The sequence below is a fragment of the Halobellus salinus genome (assembly GCF_014646875.1).
GTDB classification, from domain to species: Archaea; Halobacteriota; Halobacteria; order Halobacteriales; family Haloferacaceae; genus Haloquadratum; species Haloquadratum salinum.
Map to the genome: position 1 here is coordinate 79,012 of NZ_BMOC01000014.1, position 18,241 is coordinate 97,252.

Here is an 18,241-nt window from a genome sequence, read left to right on the forward strand (position 1 = left end):
GGGACTCGCCCCACATTCGTATTTAAATCCTCGTCCGCGGTATCATATTCGATACTGTAGGTCGGGGCTCAGACCGCGCCGCCGAACCGCTCGCGCTCCCGGTTACAGACCCGTTCCCAGACGGTCAGAAGCGAACTCCCCAGGTCGTACCGCTCGTTCACCGCCCGGACCCACTCGTCGTCGGTGAAAAGCAGGTACTGGAGCCGGCGGACAGGGGGGGCGAGGTCCGCGATATCGAGTTCGCCGACGTAGTACCCCACGATCTGGGTCCGCGCCTCCCCGATCAGCCCCGGCGGGACGCCGATCCCGCACTCGCCGGCGACGTACTCGAACCACTCTAAATGGAGAATGGCGTCGGCGAACGCGAAGCGGTCGGCGAACCCCGACACGGAGTCGACTGCGGGTTCACCCCGGCGAACCACGTCGGTCGGGCGGCTGAACCGCGGCCGGGAAACGTGGTCGATGGTGGCGGCGTACTGGTCGGCGATCCGGTCAAGACGCCACCCGGCGTAGGCGGTGGGTGCGGCCAACCCCAGTTCGTACCACACCGGCATCCATTCCAAGAACGGGTGCCCGAAGGTGGCGTCGGCGTAGAGGTCGGCCGCGATCAGACGGTTGACCGCGGGCGCGACGTCCTCGCCGGTCCGGCCCGCCCGCATCGCGGCTTCGGCCTCGTCTACGAGCCCCGGAAGGTCGCCGGTTGGAAACCCCATCCCCTCCGCAATCCGGAGGAGGTAGTCCCCGCCGGGGCGGAACCAGTCGGCGAAGTCCGGGGGCTTCCGCGCGCGCAGAAGCGAAAAGACGGTCACGGTTGAGCTACGGCGTCGGATGGTATATACGTCCTGGATCCCGTCACCCAGTACTGTGTAGTCGGGTGTGAAATCGGTGAGACTGGGAGGGAGTTGAGCTCGGAAGCCCCCGCGGTCCCGACTCAATGGGCCCGCTATCGTTCGAAAGACGGTTGCGCCCATCGATGTCCCGCCCGTTTCACTCGCGGGACTCCCGCCCGAGGGCGGCTTTCCGGTCGGCTATCGCGTAAGTGAACACTACGGGTCACCCCGGTGACGAACTTATCCGGCTGCGGTCCCTGTGCTTTGACGCACCGACGATGACTACACATTCCGCACATCTGTTCCGGTGTCGATGACTCGCACGAGGGTTACGTGTCTCGACTGCGGCGCCGAGTTCGTCCGCCCGAACGGGTACCAGGGGAACTACTGCCAGTCGTGCCACGAGGCGTGGATCGACACTGCGGCGGATCGAGACGGCGACGACGGCTCGAACCCCCGCAGTTCACGCCCCAGCGGAACACCTGCTACCCGCCGGGTCGACGACGAGGATGCCGACGCGCCGTCGCGGTACGGCGAAGAGTAGGCCGCGCGACGCGTGCTGGTTCCGGCGTGTGACCGCGGCACGTCGCGCTACTGTCCCGTGTTCGATGTCTGTCTGTCGACGTAGAGAAGCGCAACGAGTCCGAGCGTGAGGATCCCGTAGGCGACCGCCACGATCAGCGCGTCGCCGCTGGAGCCGTACTCGCTGGTACGGAAGATGATCACCTTTCGGACCACCGCAATCACTCCCGTGTAGATCACCAGCCGGACGATACGCCGGGTGTCGTTCTCCTTGATGTAGGCAACGACAGTCTGGTAGATCTCGACGATAATGAGCAGCAGGAGTCCGACGTCAATGAACCCGATAACGGTGGTTGGATCCGTGATAGATCCGCTGAGTGTCGCTTCCCAGATCTGGAGGCCGAGGTCGAACACGCCGACCGCAAACAGCAGCGCGAACAGCGCGCCGGCGGCAACCTCGATGAGGTTGACGAACCCATCCATCCGTTCGACGACTGCGTTGAGTCGCGGGTGGGTACTCTCCGCGACAGGTTCCGACGACTCGTCGGTTGCCGTCTCGGTCGTCTTGTCGGCCGTCGACCCGTCATCCGGCATAACTACCGGCTGTTGGAACGGGGGAGGCATAAATACACGACCGTCGTCGCCGTCTGGCGACCGAACTCAACGCTCCAGTGTCGGTCCCGCGAACTCAACGCTCCAGTGTCGGTCCCGCGGACTCAACGCTCCAGTGTCGGTCCCGCGAACTCAACGCTCCAGTGTCGGTCCCGCGAAGTCGACCCCCCGGTGTCGGTCCCTCCGGTGGGTCACAGCGTCGGCTCCTGGTGTTCCGAGCGGGGACCGACGGGTGTCGCCGCGTGGCGGTGTCAGGCCGCGCCGTCGTTGTCGGACGAGCGGTGCCCGTCGACGTCAGTATCACCGGCTGTCCCGGTAGAGGCGTCGTCGTCGACAGCCCCCGGGTCGGAGTCAGCCGGTCCGTCGGCGGCGGTCCGGTCCTCGTCAACGGTGATAGTGACAGGGCCCTCGTCGCCACTTGACGCCGCTACGTCGTCGCTACCGCCGAGTTGGTGGTCGAGATTGAACACCGTGTTCAACTCTGATTGGACCTGTTCGACGACGTTCCGGACCAGATCGCTCGGCGCGATGGCGGTGTACTCGTACGGGTTGTTCCCCGCGCCGTCGTGTTCGCGCTTCCGGCGCGTGACGGTCTCCTCGTCGTGGAGGTCCGCGAGCGCCTCGCGGACGGTGCTGGGGTACAGTCCCGTGCCGTTTGCGACTTCCTCACTTGTCGACCCGGGCTGTTGCCGCAGGTAGACGTAGATCCGGGCGCGGGTCTCGGTGTCAAGCAGCCACGCCAACAGGTCGACAAGCCCTTCATCGAACTCCGAGACCGCTTTGTCGGCCTCGCGCTCCAGGCGCTCGCGGGCACCGACGCCGGGTCCGTCGTCCCCGTCGCTCTCGGCATCCACGTCGATCCCGATGCCGGTGCCCTCGCCGGACCCGGCATCGTCTGTCCGTTCCGCGTCGTCCGCTGGCTCGTCTGAGGACATCGTGTTCTATCTCAAAGGTCAGAACCCGTCGGTCAAAAGGCTTTCTCGATCCGGTCGGCGAGCGCACGACCGGCGGATCAGTCGAGACAGAGCGCCTCACACAGCGCGTCGACTCCTTTCTCGCGGTGGATCCGTCGCTGCCGGGCCGCGCCGCTTTCGGCGTCCAGCAGCCGCGGGAGCGCGTCGACCCCCAGCCGGTCGGTCTCCGCGGCGACGAACTCCTCGAGAGTCACCGTGTCCTCGGCGTCGCGGGTGGTGAACTCGGCGTTGCGGCCGTACCGCATCGCCCGCCACTTGTTGGCGTCGAGAAACTCTCGTCGGAGGTCCGTGCCCGACTCGCCGTCCTCATACCGGGCCGCGAGGTCCGCGACCAAGGCGTGGACGTACTCCACGAACGCGATGGTCCGTTCGGGGTCGGTCTGGCTGTCGGGCGTCCGGACCTCCACGGTGCCGTGGCCGGTGTGTGGCCTGACGTCGTACCAGAGTTCGCCGCGGTCCTCGATCGACCCCCGCTCTACCATCAGGCGCTCGAACCGAGCGTAATCCTCGTAGTCCGAAAACCGGGTCGGCATCCCGGTGTTGGGGAGTGCCTCGAAGATCTTCGCCCGCGCGGAGGCCAGTCCGGTGTCGAATCCGCACCAAAACGGGGAGGTGGCCGACAGCGCCAGGATCGGCGGGAGGTACCACCGGAGTTCGTTCGCGATCCAGGTCGCCTTGTCGGGGTCGTCGACGCCGACGTGGACGTGGAGCCCGGCGGTGGTGTTGCGGTGCTGGGGATACTGGATCCGGTCGAGTTGGGACTGGTACCGCGGCTTGGTTGCGTGGTCGAGGTCGCGCCACTTGGCGGCCGGATGCAGCCCGGCGGCGGCGATCCGGTAGCCGTGGTCGGCGGCGTGGCCGACGAGCGCCTCGCGGGCCTCACGGACGGTCTCGGCGACCGAACTCGTATCGTCGATCGTCGGCGTCTGCGTCTCGATCGTGAACTGGAACAGTTCGTGGTCGATCCGGTTCTCCAGGATCCCGGACGGCGGGTGGTCGTACACGAGCTCTTGGATCCCCGACGTCGGGCGAGCGTGCCGGTCGACGATGTAGAACTCCTCCTCGACGCCGAGCGTACCCATCCGGTCGAAGGCAGCCGCCGACCCTAGGTCCATCGCCCCGTCGTTTGCAGCGGCCGATTAAATATGTCGCGGGCCGCGGCGAGGGGGTCGCAAAACCGGCACCCCGGAGGCCGGGCGAGGGTGTGTCCCGGCGACGACCCCACTGCTACGGGTCTCCCCCGGCCTGCGGTTCGGCGACGACTGCGAGGTGGTCGTCGTGGAACCGGTCCAGCCGCCGGGTCTCGACGATCGCGTACCCCTCCCGAAGCTCGTCGAGGACGTCCGCGAAGACGTCGTCAGGGTCTGTGAGGACGTCTTCGCTCCGAGCTTTGACCGCGGCCACCAGCCGGCCGTCGGGTGCGAGAAACCGCCGGTTCCGGAGCGCGACTGTCGCCTGTCCGCGGGTCGCGACGTCCTGGACGAGGTAGTCAAGCCCCGCCTCGACGACGTGGGCGTAGGTCTCGGGCGCCCGAGCGTCTTTCAACAGCGGAAACAGGTTCGGGCGGGAATCGGCCACGCCCAAGAGATCCCGGGTCGGCCGCGGGGCGAACTCGACCGCGTAGGTCGGCCCCGCGAAGTCGGCGACGTGGGAGACGGTGGTGCCGGACGCCGCGCCCAGATACAGGACCGAATCCTCGCCGTCGAACCCGGGATCCATCCCGAGTTCGAGCACGGCGCCGAGCTTCGACCGGCCGGCGTCCCACGCCCGCCACCCCGCGTCGTCCTGGGGCTCACCGTACACGGGCTCTCCGCGGGTGGCGAACCGCTCGCGGCCGTCGAACCGCCGACGCTCGATCCCGGGCGGGAGATCCGCGGTCATTCCCCGACCTCCCGAGCGCGGATGACGGCCATCCGATCTGCGAGGTCGTCGTGGACGGACTGCCTGAAATCGCCGGCGTAGTGGTCGATACGAGCGGCGATCGCGAGTTTCCCGGCGAGCGCCCGCGCGGCTGATCCCCGGTTTTCGGGGTGGGTTCCGCGGACGTGTTCGTGGGTGAAGATCGCGCCGTGTTTCGGCGACGGGCCCCGGCCGCGGAGGTGCGCGAACAGCGCATCCTCCGCGCCCAGGACCTGTACGGTACCGGCGGGCTTTTTCGCCAGCGACTCCAACCCGCCGGCGAGCGAGAGCAACCGCGCCGCGAGCACAGGGCCGGCCATCTCAGCGAGGTTCGGCGCGACCGCCGGCGCCTGGGACTCCACGAACGACCGCAGTTCCGCGCGCTCGGCGTCGAGGTCGGCCGCGCGCTCGGCGAGCGAGACCACGCGCTCCTCGGCGGGCGTCTCGGGCGTCCACGCCGCGACCGCGCGGGCGCCGTCGATGCCGCCGGGGAGGTCGGACGCGCGGTCACCGTCCGCCCGGCCGTCCGCGAGCGATCCGGCCCACTCGGCGACGCGTTCGGCGATCTCGTTCGCGGTTCGTTCGGCGTCGTCCATCGCCGCGATGCTATACTGTAGTTGTCGCTCAGTTGCCGTTTCTCGGGCCTGTACCGCCGCTCGCGTGGCGTGGACGGTCGCGTGATACAGCGTGTCATAATACTCGTTCTCGTTCTCCACGAACCCCGCACGAACCGCTTCGGCAGGCCAGTTCTGCGGCTGCTCGGCTGTTCGCTCGCGGATCGCGGTCGCCGCCGACTCGGCGTCGTGGGGGTCTCCGTGTCGGAACCACCCGGAATCTCCGGGGTTGTGGCCGGTCATACGGTTCGTTGAGTGCGTGTTGGTATATGTATTCTCGAACGGAGTCTGTGTGGGTTGGGTCTGAGTATGCCAGTTCACACCGGTTGCACTCGCCTCTGCCGCCGATGGCCACCCGTTGACCGCGCTTGGCGGGACACACTCGGAGTGAGCAGTATCAAGCCGCGTCCAACCGGCCGATATGGCGCTGTCACTGTGACAGTTCTATGGTAACGATGTTGCCAGTCGGGGAGTTCTCCGAGAGTGTAATGCTGCCGCCTGACCGGGTGATGATCAACCGAACCAGCCACAAGCCGAGTCCGCTGCCGTGGTACAGCGGTGTTTGTGTGGTTTTGCCCACCAGCATATTCCGTTCCATCTCCGGAATCCGGGGGCCGGTGTCAGCGACGTCGATGCGAACAGTCCCGTCGGCCCGGGTAACGGTGAGAACGACCGTCGGGGACGGCGACTCGTTGTGAACGATTGCGTTCGTAACGAGCTCTGTGATCGCCTGTCCGAGCTTCGGTGTCGCCCGGGCAGTTACCCGCTCCGAGCAGTCGATAACGACCGTCGCTCCCGGGTGCTTCGATTCAACGCGTGAGGCGATCTGTTGGAGTCGGTCGCAGACTGCGGTGTCTTTCAGGGTCGGCTCGTTACGCAACAGGTCCGTGATCTGCCGTTCCTTTTCAGCCAACCCGACCAGCCGGTCGCTCATGTCGACGATCTTTCCGGCGAAGTCAGCGGTCGCGTTCGAGGCCCCGGACTGGATCGTTTCGGCGTATCCCCGCACCACGTTCATTTGGTTGCGGATGTTGTGACGAAGGATCCGGTCGAGAACCGTTAGCTGCGCCTGGCGTTGCTTCCGACCGGTCACGTCCTGTTGGAAGCCGACGTAGTTGACCACCTCTCCGGCATCGGTTGCCACGGGTGCGATCTCGAGGTGGTTCCAAAACTCCGTGCCGTCCTTCCGATAGTTGCGAAGCGTGACTGAGACCGGCTCTTCGGCGTCGATGGCCTCTCGGACGCGGTTGACACGCTCGGGGTCAGTGTGCGCTCCTTGGAGGAACCGGCAGTTCTCCCCGAGCGCCTCCTCGCGTGAGTACCCCGTCATCTCCACGAACGCATCGTTCACGTAGATCATTGGATTATCGGCCCGGTTCGGGTCGGAGATGACGATGCCGACCGGTGCGTCTTCGATCGCCTGTGTCCGCCGCGTGAGCATCTCCTCACGTGCTTTGCGCTCCGTGATGTCGTCTTGGATCGCGACGAACGCGTGGGTGTCATCACCGTCGGTTACGGGCGCGATCGTCTGTATCGCTGTGTACGTCTCCCCGTTCTTGCGGCGGTCGGTGATCTCCGCTTCCCACACCTCGCCGGAACGAAGGGTCTCCCAGAGGTCGTCGAAATAGTCGTCTGACATCTCTCCGGAACTCAACGCGTGTGGTGTCTCACCGGCGACCTCCGACCGGGTGAACCCGGTCAACTCCTCGAACGCCGGATTAACGTACTCGATTGTCCCGTCCGCGTCGGTGATGAAGATTGCGTGACCCGCGGATTCGACCGCCTGCTTGATACGCTGGAGGTTGCGTTCGCGCTCCTTGCGGTCGGTGGTGTCTTGAATCGTCCCTCGGATCCGGGTCACCTCCCCGTCCTCGTGCTGCGGTTCGCCTCGGGTTCGAACCCACCGCTGATTGCCCTCCGCATCGATGAGCCGGACTTCGACATCGTACGGCTCACCCTCCTCAACGGCGCGCTCGAACGCGTCTTCGATGATCGGTCGGTCCTCGGCGTGAAACTGCCGGAGGCTCAGTTCCGGTGACGGCGTCGTGTCGTCCGGGAGAGCGTGAATGCGATACACCTCGTCAGTCCACCACGCCTCCTCGGCGTCGATATCGTACTCCCATGCACCGACGCTCGCGATGTCCTGGGCCTTCTCGAAGAGGTCGACCTGCCGTTCGAGCTCCTGTTCGCGCTGTCGTAACCTGAACGACTGGCCGCGGAGCCGAAGGAGTGCTGACAGCCGCCAGTGGAGTTCGGCCTGTTGGATCGGTAGGGTGACGATCTCGTCGATCGCCTCCGTCACCACGTTGTCGGCCAACCGGCCGGCGTCGGTGTCGGCAAGCTTCGAGTCGCTCTCCGGAAGCAAAAGCAGATACGGGAGCAAGACCGGGGCCGCGGCCGTTTTCTTTTCGCTGAGCGCATCAAGACGCTCCTCGAAGGCCCGTTTATCCACGATGCACACGTCGAAGTCGGTGTCGCGGACACTCCCTGCGAACTCCACGGCGTCGTACGAGGGGTGGTCCTCGATCCATTCGACGAGCAACTGACGGTTGCCCGCATCCGACACGAGCGGGAGCACGCGGCTCCGGACGTCGGGAACCTCCTCACGGGTCATCGTTACCGGTATATTCGCCTGTTGGTGGATGTGTCGGGCGTTCGTCGCCGACACGGTCCACGGCCGGGACCGGCGAGGCGATTCGGGCCGGCGAGGCGATTCGGGCCGGCGAGGCGATTCGGGCCGGCGAAGCGGGTGTTCCGGGTCGGTCGGCGGTTCCGGACGCCGGTGATTCAGTCTCCATCGTCCTTCCAGTTCGGCGTCCCGGTGAGAATCCCTCGGAGTTCGGGGAGCGATTCACCGACCCGCAGTCCGTGTTTGGTGATCTCCAGTTGCCGGAGTTGATTCTCGTAGTCGCTGGTGCGCATTTTGAGCACGCCGATCACCTTCCGGAGCGACCCCTTGTATTCCACGTGCCGGAGGATGACGATGCTGTCGGCGAGGTAGCTCATCTCTTCGTCAGTCGCGCGGAACTCGCCGGTGATCCGGTGGACCTCGTTGGTGACAAGCCCGGTTACACCCATATTGCGGAGATAGCGCCCGATCTTGACGAGGTGCTGCATCGGGTCGGTGCCGGCGCCCCGTAGCGACTGTTCGAATCCGCTCGTCCCATCGATCATCACGATCTCCGCGTGGTTGTCTTCGACTTCCGATCGGAGCTGGTGCGTGAACTCGTCGACGGTGAGTTCTCCCGGCCCGATCACCTCCACGTTGAGCGTTCCCCGATCGATCATCGCGCCCACGGGAATGTTGACGGCTTCCGCTCGCTCAAAGAGGGTTTTGCGGTCCTCCTCGAAGCTGTACAGGACCGAGCGTTGGCCCCGTCCCGCGGCCTCCTTCATAAACTGGAGCCCGGTCGTGGTCTTGCCGACCCCCGTCGGCCCGCTCAGAAACGTGATCGTGCCGGTGGTGAGCCCACCCGACAGCAGCGAGTCCAGTTCGGGAACCCCCGAGGAGAGTTTCGCTGAAGTGTGCTCGCGCTCGTGGTGGTTCGGGTCGAGTCGCGGCCACACCCGCATCCCGTCGTCGGTGATCTGGAGCGTGTGGTGGCCGGACTTCACAGACGACCCGCGGAATTTCGAGACGTGGAGTGTCAGGTGGTCAGACCCATCGCCCAGGTTGATGACGGCGTCGACCAGAAACTGCAGGTCGTCGTCGGGCATCGATGTGGCGGCCTGCGACGTGAGTACGACCGTCACACCCTCGTTTTTCAGGAAGTTGACGAGCCCCAGAATCTGCGAGCGGAACTGGTGGTCGTCGGGAGCGAGGTACCGAAACTCCGTAACCGGGTCGACAACCACGTAGTCCGGGTTGATCTCCTGTACCTCCGTGCGAATGCTCTCGACGAGTGAGGGCGTCTCAACCTCTCCGGAGTCGAACAACGTGTACGTTTCGTCGCTCCGGAACTGGTCGCCGGAGGCCGAGAGGTTGAGGAGATTGAGACCGTCGATATCGAAGCCGAACTCCCGGGCGGTGTCCCGGATGTAGTTTTTGGGTTCGCCGAGGTTGACATACAGCGTGGTGTCGTCGGAATCGATGCCAGCGGCCAGAAAGTGTAACGAAAAGATTGATTTGCCCGAACCGGGCGGCCCACGGACCAGAGTCGCGGTTTCGGGAAGGTAGCCGCCGGCCAGGACATCATCTACTCCCGGAATCCCGGTAGAAATCCGACCGCGGCCCCTGCTGTCCGTTGTATCCATACACCAGCGTCTGCAGTCCGCACACATATTTGTTCTCGTCAGATGCGCCCCAGACGTCGATCCGCCGGTGGCTCGGGTCCCCGGCAACACCGTCGCTCACGGTCAAGTTCACACTCGGACGTCCGGCTGTGAGCCGCCTCGGGGTCAAGCCCTGAGGCGCTCGCCTTGCTCTTCTGTGGATCCGGTACCCCTCCAGCGTGGACGCTGTCGGCGTCGCCGTGATGCTGTACTTGGACGGCGCGCTGGGGTAGCGACCGGGTCGGCGCCCGTCGCAGGGTGGCGCAGAATCCCTGCATCCTGACTGTGCACGGCTCGAGATCCGCGATGTCCCCGGGCTGGTCGGTGACCTGCGTCGCGAGGTGCCGGTGAACGTACCCCGGGGTCAAGCTCCGAGGCAGTCGTCTTGAGTGCCTGTACACCCCGTGAGGCCGAGTGTGCTCGCCGCTGCGACGCCCGCTGATGTCAAGTGGTTTTTATACTTCCAATGAACCGGTTGTGGTCCGACTACGGCCGGAGAAGGGAGCCGAGCGGATCCGACCGAACAACCGGCGGCACCTCGGCAGGGGCGTCGGCCCCGCCGCACATCGCGGAGCGGGTGGGCCCGGGGGCGGTGTCGGGGCTACGCGTCCGACGCCGATTCGACGGGGATCACAACGCCGTCCTCGTCGTCGCGGACCGGACGCCCCCCGTCGGGCAGCGGCGTCACCGATGAGACGTCACCCTTCGCAGCGTCAACGGCGCTGCCGGCGAGGTAGCCGACGGCGCCGCCGAGCCCTGCCGACAGGCCAGTCGCAAGCGGACCCACGCGGGCGCCGACCTGGCTCCCGACCGCCGCGCCGGTTTCAGCGTACGAGTTGCGTTTCTTTGAGGTTCCACACGGACAGAGTCCAAGCATCGTACCTTACCCACGGATCGGATCCACTTGTATGCCGCGCCCGCTACGTGGGCCGGTCTACAGAAGAGCGAGGCGAGTGCCTCGAGGCCTACCCCCGAGGTGCCTCACTGTTCGGCGAGGGAACGGGCGGCCGCCGAACGCCACGGGTAAGGTTGACTGTATTCACCGTTTTGCGCGTCATAGACACAGTATGTGTCAGTTCAATATCCGACGCGAACCGGTTGAGGAGGCCGACGAAGAACCCGAAGCCGCGACCGACCCCGGGTTCGCCGAGATGGCGGAAGCCGAGGACGTCCGGATCGTCACGGACGGCGGCGACGGGTGAGTCAGGCGTCGATCGGCGTCACACCCAGTCTTATTTCGCGAGTGGAACAGGTGTCGGTCTGAACCGACCCGGAGAGTCGAGTCGGTCGTCCCGTCGTCGCCGACGAGGTCAACCCGGACGGTGACGGAGTCGGCGCGCTTGTTCCGGGCGATGAGGTCAGGCCGTTCGGGCGTTCGGCTCCGATGGGGCCTGCGGAACGTGTTCGGCTATTGCTCGGGGGCGTAAGTGGGCCCTGTGGGGTTCGAACCCACGACCACCCGGTTATGAGCCGAGCGCTCTGACCAGACTGAGCTAAGGGCCCAACAGCGTACTGTTTCCCCGGACTCCCTTTTAGACGTTGCCTTACACACCGTGGGCATCGCCCGGAGCAAACACTCGGCGGTCGACAGCCGAAGAATCCACGCCGTCGCCAGGGCTCGAACCTGGGACCACCTCGTTAACAGCGAGGTGCTCTACCATCTGAGCTACGACGGCTTGCCTGCACGCAATGGTAGTCCGAGACAGAATGATAGGGCTTTCGTTTTGCCGCCGGAGTGGGCCGAATCGGCCGACTGGAGGGGCCACCACGCAGAGCCCCACTCACCCGTCGCAGCGGACCGACACCCTTTCGCCGCGGCCCCGCAAAGCTGTGGCAACGATGGCCGACGCCGACGAACCCGGGCGGGTACTCGCGACGATCCGCCGGCGTGTCACCCCCGACGACACCGAGCGCGCGGCGATGCGCGACGCTGTCGCTCGGCTCTCTGACCGGATCAGGAGCGAGGTGTCGGGCCTGCCGGTCGACGCCGACGTTGTCCAAGTGGGGTCGACAGCGCGCGGGACGTGGCTCGCCGGCGACCGCGACATCGACCTCTTCGTCCGGTTCCCGCCGGACCTCGGCCGGGAGCGACTGGAGCGGTACGGGCTCGCAGTCGGGAACGCGGTGCTCCCTGAGGGCCACGAGGAGTACGCCGAACACCCCTATGTCACCGGCACGTTCGAGGGATTCGACGTTGACCTCGTGCCGTGTTACGACGTCGACGACGCCGCCGCCCCGCAGTCAGCGGTCGACCGGACGCCACACCACAACGCCTACCTCGGCCAGCGGCTCGACGACGGGACCGCCGGCGAGGTGCGGGTGTTCAAACAGTTCCTCAAGGGGATCGGCGTCTACGGCAGCGACCTTCGAACCAGAGGATTCTCGGGGTACCTCGCGGAGCTTCTGATGCTCGAATACGGCGGGTTCGAGCCGCTCCTGGAGGCGGCCGCGGGGTGGCACCCGCCGGTCGCCTTCGACCCCGAGAATCACGCCACCGAGTCCCACGACGATCCGCTGGTGATGGTCGACCCGACCGACCCGACGCGGAACGTCGCGGCGGTCTGCTCGGCGGCGAACGTCGCGCGGCTCCAACACTACGCTCGGGCGTTCTTGAAGCACCCCCAGCCGGACCTGTTCGAGCCGCACGACCCCGACCCGGTGGACGCCGCCGCGGTTCGGCGTCACATCGAGCGCCGCGGGACGGTGCCCGTTGCCGTCGTTTTCGACGCCCCTGGCATCGTCGACGACCAGCTCTACCCCCAACTCCGAAAGTCGCTGTCGGGCGTCCGCGACGAACTCGACCGCCGGGGGTTTGAGGCGATCCGCGCCGCGACCTTCGCCGACGACCGGGCGGTGTTGTTCGTGGAGCTCACACACCGTCGGCTCCCGCGGATCGAGCGCCACGAAGGCCCGCCGGTTCACGTCCGTGAGCACGCCGAGGGGTTTTATGCGGCGTACACCGGCGAGAGCCCCGAGACGGCGGGCGACCGCGACGACAGAACCGGAGCCGCCGCCTACGGCCCGTTCGTCGACGGCGATCAGTATGTAGTCGAACGCGAGCGGTCGTTCGCAGACGCCGCTGCGTTTCTCCGCTCTGCGGAACTGTTCGGCGTCGGGTTGGGCGCGCGGGTCGAGACCCGGCTCCAAGAGGAGTACGAGGTTCTGGTGGGCACAGCGGTGGCGGACCTCTGCCCCGAGTTCGGCCGGGCGCTCGCCGACTACTTCCACCCGCGGCCCTGACCGCGGCTCGCCGGCGCTGTCACGACTCGTCAAGCTCGTGGAGCCCACGCAGTTCCGCGACCAACTCCCGAGTCCTCTCGTCGGGGTCGTCGTCGGGCTCCATCGGCGGACGGCCGTCGAACGTCTCGTGGACCATCGCGACCCCCTCCGAGAGGGTGTCGAGGCCGTAGCCGCCTTCGAGGACGAACGCCAGCCCCGCGTCGACGTCGTCGGCGATCGACCGGACCCGGTCGGTCAACAGGGCGTACCCCTCCGTCGAGACCCGCATCCGGGAGATGGGGTCGTGGCGGTGAGCGTCGAACCCCGCGCTGACGACGAAGAGATCCGGGTCGTACCACTCGATCGCCGGCCGGAGGAGGTCTTCAACCACGAGGCGGAACTCCGGGTCGCCCGCGCCGGCCGGGAGCGGCACGTTCAGCGTCGTGCCCGCGCCGTCGCCGGCGCCGGTCTCGTCGGCCGCGCCGGTGCCGGGGTAGAGCCCCTTCTCGTGGGTCGACGCGTAGAACACGTCGCCGTCGTCGTAGAAGATGTCCTGCGTGCCGTTGCCGTGGTGGACGTCCCAGTCGAAGACGACCGCCCGGTCCACGTCGGCGCCGGGGTCGTCGAGGACCGACTGGACCGCGACTGCGGCGTTGTTGACGAAACAGAACCCCATCGCGTCGTCGGCGACGGCGTGGTGGCCCGGGGGCCGTCCGATCGAGAAGGGGGTCTCCCGACCGTCGGCCCCGTTTGCGGCCTCTCTGGCGGCCCACACCGCGAGGCCGGCCGACGCGCGTGCGGCGTCCCACGTGTCCGCCGACGCGACCGTGTCGGGGTCCCAGTTGCCGCCGCCACCCGCGCAGAACGAACTGATCTCCTCGACGTAGCTGGGGTCGTGGACGGTCGTCACCGTCGATTCCGGTACCGGGTCGGCTTCGACGTAGGAGACGCCGTGGCGTTTCGCGAGCGCCCGCCTGATCGCGCGGATCCGGTCGGCAGTCTCGGGGTGGCGCTCGCCGGTGTCGTGCGCGAGACAGGTCTCGCTGTGGCCGAACCGCATCCTACTCGAAGAGTGCGAAGTACGTCTCGATGTCCTCGGCTTGGACCGTCCGGCGGGCCGCGTGCCGCGCCAGCGTCGCGGCCGCGCCCGCGACGTTGTCGGTGTAGTCCTCAAGGATGTCAGCGAGCGCGATTCGGGCATCCATCGAGACGCGGTACCGGTCGTCGATCCGGAGGCGGGCGATGCGGTCGATCGGCGCGATCGGGAGTTCGAGCTCGCGTCGGCTCACGACCTGCTGGACGCCGAAATCCTGGGCCATCAGCGTCTTCCGGCCGTCGTCGCCGGCGCGGTCGGCGGCGTCGATGGCGAGCGCCGCTCCGTGGGACTGGACCCGCCGGGCGAGCTCCTCGGCGGCCCCGGAGCTGACCCGGAGGTCGCCGGCCTGCCGTCGGATGATGGTGTCCACGGGCGCGAACGGCAGCTCGACACTCATTACCTACACCAACCGTCCGACCGCGGTATAATCCTTTCCTTGGCCTCCTCCGTACGGTGAGCGCCGGTGGCTCTCGGCTCGCGGCTGCAGTGGCGACGCGCCGGTCAGCCGACTCCACCTCGCGTTGCTGTCCGAACCGGGCCAGTCTCGTCGTCCCGGCCGATCCGAGTCACCTCGGACCGCAGGGTTACTCGACCCGCTCGATTTCGTCGGCGGCGATGGTGTTGTCGGTGACGGGGCCCGTGACGGTCACCTTCTCGCCGAGTCGGAGCGAGTCGTCGGTCTCGACGCTCCGGGTCTCGGTGCCGTTGTCGAGGACGACCGGGCTGCCGGCCTGAACGACCGTTCCGGTGAACGTCTCGGTCTGCTCGGCACTGTCCTCAGCCTTATCCGGCGGCTCTGCCACCGCAGCGCTCGCCGAACCGGCGGGACCGGCGTCACCGCTCGGGGGCGACGACGCACCGGATCCCGCGTCGGCGTCGCCCGCGCCGTCGGCGCTGAACGCACCGAGGCCGGTCGACTGGCTCGCTCCGTCGCCGGTGGCCGACTGCGCGGCCTCTGCCCCCGTGTCGGTGGCGTCCTCGGGCGCGTCGTCCATCACGTTGACTGTAGATTGCCACCCCGCGGAAGCTTCGAGATCGTCCTGCCACCCGTCTTGGACCTCCACGTCGGTGCACACGACGTAGTCCGCGAGGTCGATGTCGCGGTCGGCCTTCTCACCCCAGAGCGCCACCCGGATGTCTCCGGTCTCGTCTTTGATCCGGACGTTTCGGACCTGCCCTTCCGAGCCGTCGTCGCGGTCGAACGTGCGCTTGGGGTCAGTCTCGATCACGCCGCCCGCAACATCGGCGGTCTCGCCCAACTCCAAGGCGCGGATATCGGTCGTTTCAGGCACGTATTCGACGTGTTCGTCGACCGTCTCGACAGTGCCGCGGTCGCCGACGTGGAGTTCGAGGGTGCCGTCACGTTCCCGAACGTACCCGTCGACGATCTCGACGGTCTCGCCCGCCGCGAACTCCTCGGTGAGGTCGGCTTTCCCGTCCCAGAGGGTCGCGCGGACCCGTCCGGTCGGGTCGCCGAGAACCAGGTTCGAGACGCGACCCTCCGAACCGTCGTCACGGTCGAACGTGCGCACGGTGTCGGTGCTGAGCACGCGCCCCGCGAGGTTCACGTCCGAGAGGCCGAGCGAGAGGTCCTCGACCCGGTGGGAGTCGGTCGACTCCACGTCGACCTCCGCGTCGGGTGCGGGTTCGGCCTTGTCGACATCGACTTCGAGGCCGTTGTAGCCGTCCTTCGGGCGACCGGCCACACGGAGCGTGTCTCCGGGTTCCAGCCGGTCGACCGCGTCCTCGGCCATACCGTCCCACATCGTGATCGTGGTCCGGCCGGTCTCGTCGGCGACATCGACGTTGACGACGCGACCGTCATCGTCCGCGTCGTCGCGCTCGAAGGTCCGGAGGTCGCCGACCCGCATCACTTTCGCGAGGAATTTCACGTCGTCCATCCCGGGGTCGACGTCGGCGATGCCCTCGACCTCCTGGTCTCTGAGCTCGTGGGCGATCAACATCGCCGCTGTCTCCTCGTCGGCGAGCCCCCCCATCTGTTCGACCTTGTCCTCGACGGCAGCCTCGAACTCCTCGAAGCCGACGTCGGTGTCGAGGTCCTCGTATACGTCTTCGATCACACCCATCCGGGCGACACCCCCAGCGATACGGTCCCGAATCGGAAACCCGTGGTTCGGGCGGTCGCGGCCTCAAGCATATCCACAGCCAGGGCAGGACGCCGCTTAAGCGTTGTCTTGTTCGAGGTGGCGCGCCGCTGTGGTGCGGTTTGGGCCCGGACTGCGGTGGCGGCTCGGGGCGACGGCCCCGCCGGTCGCGGCTCGCATCGTGGCATAGGCCGACTGGTCGCGCCTTGGTACAAGAACGTTCGCGGCGGCGCGCTCGCGGGCCCACCGGGTTGTGTCGCGCGAGGTGGGTTTTCGTCCGCACCGGGGTTACGCACTCACCGCGTGGCGTCCACGACCGTCCGCCGGCCATCCGTGTCGTCGTGGACGACGGTCACACTCGTCGGCGGGTCGGCGTAGTCGATCCGAACCTCGTAGCCGAGGTCGACGAGTGCCTCCGCGCACGCCTCGCCATCCTCGCGTTCCTCGACGGCGGCGACCACGACCGTGACAGCTCCGGCGTCGCGATCAACCGACGCCAGTTGCGGTCGCGTACACCCGTTCGTGCCGACCACGCAACCGACGACCGAAACCGGGTCCGCGCCGAGTCTGACTGTCGCACCGCCGGGGTCCGGACACGGCTCCCGGGGTGTGAACGTGACTGCAGCGAGTCCATCGGGCGTGGTTGTCGGAGTCGCTGTTCCCGTCGCGTCTGTGGGTTCGCCGCCGTCGGTCGCGGTTCCACCCTCGCCGCCAGTGCAGCCAGTGACCGCGGCCGCGGCGATCGCGGCAGCACCTGAGAGTACTCGCCTGCGACGCATACGCGATGTCCCGCGGCGGACAGCAAAGCGGTTCCGGAGGCACAAACGATCGCTTGTGTGACCTGTCCCTGTCGCATCGTAACCCTCATAAGCGAACCCGGAGTACGTATGCTTGAGTCCTGGTAGGGTAGTGGACCATCCTCCTGGCTTGCGGAGCCAGGGACCGGAGTTCAAATCTCCGTCAGGACGCTCCCTTCGGTCGCGACTCGACTTGCTCCACGCTCACTCCGTTCGCGGGGAACTCCGTCAGGACGCTCCCTTCGGTCGCGACTCGACTTGCTCCACGCTCACTCCGTTCGCGGGGAACTCCGTCAGGACGCTCCCTTCGGTCGCGACTCAGTCAACGACTGCAAGCGAGGGTTCCGCTATCGCTTCGAAGCCCCCCATATCTGATCTACGAGTGGGTCCGGTTCCGAGCCCCGCTCCTTCCGCGCCATTTTTAGTGTTGCCCGGGAGACGTACGGGCAATGACCGGGCCTTGGACGGAGTGGGACCACGTGCTGAAGGTGGATCCCGACAAAGACCTCGTCGACGGCGAGACCTTCAGCGACGTCTGCCGGACGGGGACCGACGCGATCGAGATCGGTGGCACCCTCGATGTTACGACCGACAAGATGCAGCGAGTCGTCGACGCCTGCTCGCGCTACGATGTTCCGCTGTACCAGGAGCCATCGAACCCCGGCGTCGTGATCGAATCCGACGACCTCAACGGCTACCTCGTCCCCACGGTGTTCAACGCCGACTCCGCGTTTTGGGTCACTGGCGCCCACAAAGAGTGGGTCCGGATCGATGGTCCACTCGACTGGGACCGGACCACGACCGAGGCGTACATCGTGCTGAACCCCGACGCGTCAGTCGCGGAACTCACCGAGGCCGACACCGAACAGGCCGCCGACGATGTTGCGTCTTTCGCTGCAGTCGCCGAACGGATGTTCGGCCAGGAGATCATCTACATCGAGTACTCCGGGACGTTCGGCGACCCGGCGAAGGTGGCCGCCGCACAGGACGCCCTGCAGACGTCGACACTGTTCTACGGCGGTGGGATCGGCGACTACGACACCGCCTACGAGATGGGCAGACACGCCGACACCATCGTCGTCGGCGACCTCCTCCACGACGAGGGCGTCGACGCGGTCCGGGAGACCGTCAAGGGCGTCACAGACGCCCACGCCGAAACCATCGCAGATTGACATCCTCCCCGCGCTAAAGCGCGAGGATTCCACGAGGTGGAGTTTGCGGTTCCGTGTTTCCTCGGGGTTCAAGCACGCTTTCGCGTGACCCCTCAACGGTAGCCGTCCAATTATGACCGAGGACGTGCA

Annotated in this window: 17 protein-coding genes and 3 tRNA genes; 5 read left to right on the forward strand and 15 right to left on the reverse strand. The window is 66.8% G+C overall.

Annotated features, from left to right (window positions below; translation table 11 throughout):
• Positions 1–68: 68 nt before the first annotated feature.
• The gene (locus IEX72_RS11255; RefSeq protein WP_188787485.1) at positions 69–809 is read right to left on the reverse strand and encodes a hypothetical protein; all 741 of its coding nucleotides are present in this window, start codon (positions 807–809) and stop codon (positions 69–71) included.
• 334 nt (positions 810–1,143) lie between these two features.
• Here IEX72_RS11255 and IEX72_RS11260 point away from each other — a divergent pair, with 334 nt between their 5' ends.
• On the forward strand, positions 1,144–1,374 hold the full coding sequence (locus IEX72_RS11260; RefSeq protein ID WP_188787486.1) for a DUF7564 family protein: 231 nt from the start codon (positions 1,144–1,146) through the stop codon (positions 1,372–1,374).
• A 47-nt stretch (positions 1,375–1,421) separates the two neighbouring features.
• On the opposite strand, the gene IEX72_RS11265 is transcribed toward IEX72_RS11260, so the two are convergent.
• The 8 genes from IEX72_RS11265 to IEX72_RS11300 all read right to left on the reverse strand — a co-directional run bounded on the left by IEX72_RS11265 (position 1,422) and on the right by IEX72_RS11300 (position 10,600).
• Positions 1,422–1,946: a phosphate-starvation-inducible PsiE family protein gene (locus IEX72_RS11265; RefSeq protein ID WP_188787487.1), complete on the reverse strand. Its 525-nt coding sequence runs from the start codon at positions 1,944–1,946 to the stop codon at positions 1,422–1,424.
• Between the two features lie 269 nt (positions 1,947–2,215).
• On the reverse strand, positions 2,216–2,899 hold the full coding sequence (locus IEX72_RS11270; RefSeq protein WP_188787488.1) for a winged helix-turn-helix domain-containing protein: 684 nt from the start codon (positions 2,897–2,899) through the stop codon (positions 2,216–2,218).
• Between the two features lie 77 nt (positions 2,900–2,976).
• The gene (locus IEX72_RS11275; protein WP_188787489.1) at positions 2,977–4,053 is read right to left on the reverse strand and encodes a glutamate--cysteine ligase; all 1,077 of its coding nucleotides are present in this window, start codon (positions 4,051–4,053) and stop codon (positions 2,977–2,979) included.
• 112 nt (positions 4,054–4,165) lie between these two features.
• Positions 4,166–4,819: a fibrillarin-like rRNA/tRNA 2'-O-methyltransferase gene (locus tag IEX72_RS11280; protein ID WP_188787490.1), complete on the reverse strand. Its 654-nt coding sequence runs from the start codon at positions 4,817–4,819 to the stop codon at positions 4,166–4,168.
• Positions 4,816–5,694, reverse strand: a complete 879-nt coding sequence (locus IEX72_RS11285; RefSeq protein WP_188787491.1) for an NOP5/NOP56 family protein — start codon at positions 5,692–5,694, stop codon at positions 4,816–4,818. The genes IEX72_RS11280 and IEX72_RS11285 overlap by 4 nt, the downstream gene beginning before the upstream one ends.
• Before the next feature lie 187 nt (positions 5,695–5,881).
• Positions 5,882–8,065, reverse strand: coding sequence for a PAS domain S-box protein (locus IEX72_RS11290; RefSeq protein ID WP_188787492.1), 2,184 nt, complete (start codon positions 8,063–8,065; stop codon positions 5,882–5,884).
• A 173-nt stretch (positions 8,066–8,238) separates the two neighbouring features.
• The gene (locus tag IEX72_RS11295; protein WP_188787493.1) at positions 8,239–9,705 is read right to left on the reverse strand and encodes an ATPase domain-containing protein; all 1,467 of its coding nucleotides are present in this window, start codon (positions 9,703–9,705) and stop codon (positions 8,239–8,241) included.
• A gap of 619 nt (positions 9,706–10,324) precedes the next feature.
• The gene (locus IEX72_RS11300; RefSeq protein WP_229663822.1) at positions 10,325–10,600 is read right to left on the reverse strand and encodes a hypothetical protein; all 276 of its coding nucleotides are present in this window, start codon (positions 10,598–10,600) and stop codon (positions 10,325–10,327) included.
• Positions 10,601–10,790: 190 nt separating this feature from the next.
• On the opposite strand from IEX72_RS11300, the gene IEX72_RS15380 reads away from it, so the two are divergent.
• Positions 10,791–10,925 (forward strand): hypothetical protein, encoded by a 135-nt coding sequence (locus IEX72_RS15380; RefSeq protein ID WP_268238889.1) that lies wholly within the window; start codon positions 10,791–10,793, stop codon positions 10,923–10,925.
• A gap of 226 nt (positions 10,926–11,151) precedes the next feature.
• Here the strand turns inward: IEX72_RS15380 and IEX72_RS11305 are convergent.
• Both IEX72_RS11305 and IEX72_RS11310 read right to left on the reverse strand, forming a co-directional pair.
• Positions 11,152–11,226, reverse strand: a tRNA-Ile gene (locus IEX72_RS11305).
• 100 nt (positions 11,227–11,326) lie between these two features.
• Positions 11,327–11,399 (reverse strand) — tRNA-Asn (locus IEX72_RS11310).
• Positions 11,400–11,562: 163 nt separating this feature from the next.
• On the opposite strand from IEX72_RS11310, the gene cca reads away from it, so the two are divergent.
• Complete coding sequence (cca, locus tag IEX72_RS11315; protein WP_188787494.1) at positions 11,563–12,963, forward strand: CCA tRNA nucleotidyltransferase; 1,401 nt, start codon at positions 11,563–11,565, stop codon at positions 12,961–12,963.
• A 19-nt stretch (positions 12,964–12,982) separates the two neighbouring features.
• On the opposite strand, the gene IEX72_RS11320 is transcribed toward cca, so the two are convergent.
• The 4 genes from IEX72_RS11320 to IEX72_RS11335 form a co-directional block, all read right to left on the reverse strand.
• Positions 12,983–14,002 carry a histone deacetylase family protein gene (locus IEX72_RS11320; RefSeq protein WP_188787495.1) on the reverse strand — a complete coding sequence of 340 codons (1,020 nt, stop codon included), beginning with the start codon at positions 14,000–14,002 and terminating at the stop codon, positions 12,983–12,985.
• Between the two features lies 1 nt (position 14,003).
• On the reverse strand, positions 14,004–14,435 hold the full coding sequence (locus IEX72_RS15460; protein WP_188787496.1) for a histone family protein: 432 nt from the start codon (positions 14,433–14,435) through the stop codon (positions 14,004–14,006).
• Positions 14,436–14,622: 187 nt separating this feature from the next.
• Positions 14,623–16,125, reverse strand: coding sequence for a single-stranded DNA binding protein (locus tag IEX72_RS11330; RefSeq protein ID WP_188787497.1), 1,503 nt, complete (start codon positions 16,123–16,125; stop codon positions 14,623–14,625).
• Between the two features lie 314 nt (positions 16,126–16,439).
• Complete coding sequence (locus IEX72_RS11335) at positions 16,440–16,922, reverse strand: hypothetical protein (RefSeq protein WP_188787498.1); 483 nt, start codon at positions 16,920–16,922, stop codon at positions 16,440–16,442.
• A 116-nt stretch (positions 16,923–17,038) separates the two neighbouring features.
• On the opposite strand from IEX72_RS11335, the gene IEX72_RS11340 reads away from it, so the two are divergent.
• Together IEX72_RS11340 and IEX72_RS11345 are read left to right on the forward strand one after the other, a co-directional pair.
• Positions 17,039–17,111, forward strand: a tRNA-Arg gene (locus tag IEX72_RS11340).
• Between the two features lie 278 nt (positions 17,112–17,389).
• Entirely contained in the window at positions 17,390–18,112 is a 723-nt protein-coding gene (locus tag IEX72_RS11345) for a phosphoglycerol geranylgeranyltransferase (protein WP_188787499.1), read from the forward strand.
• Positions 18,113–18,241 lie beyond the last annotated feature (129 nt).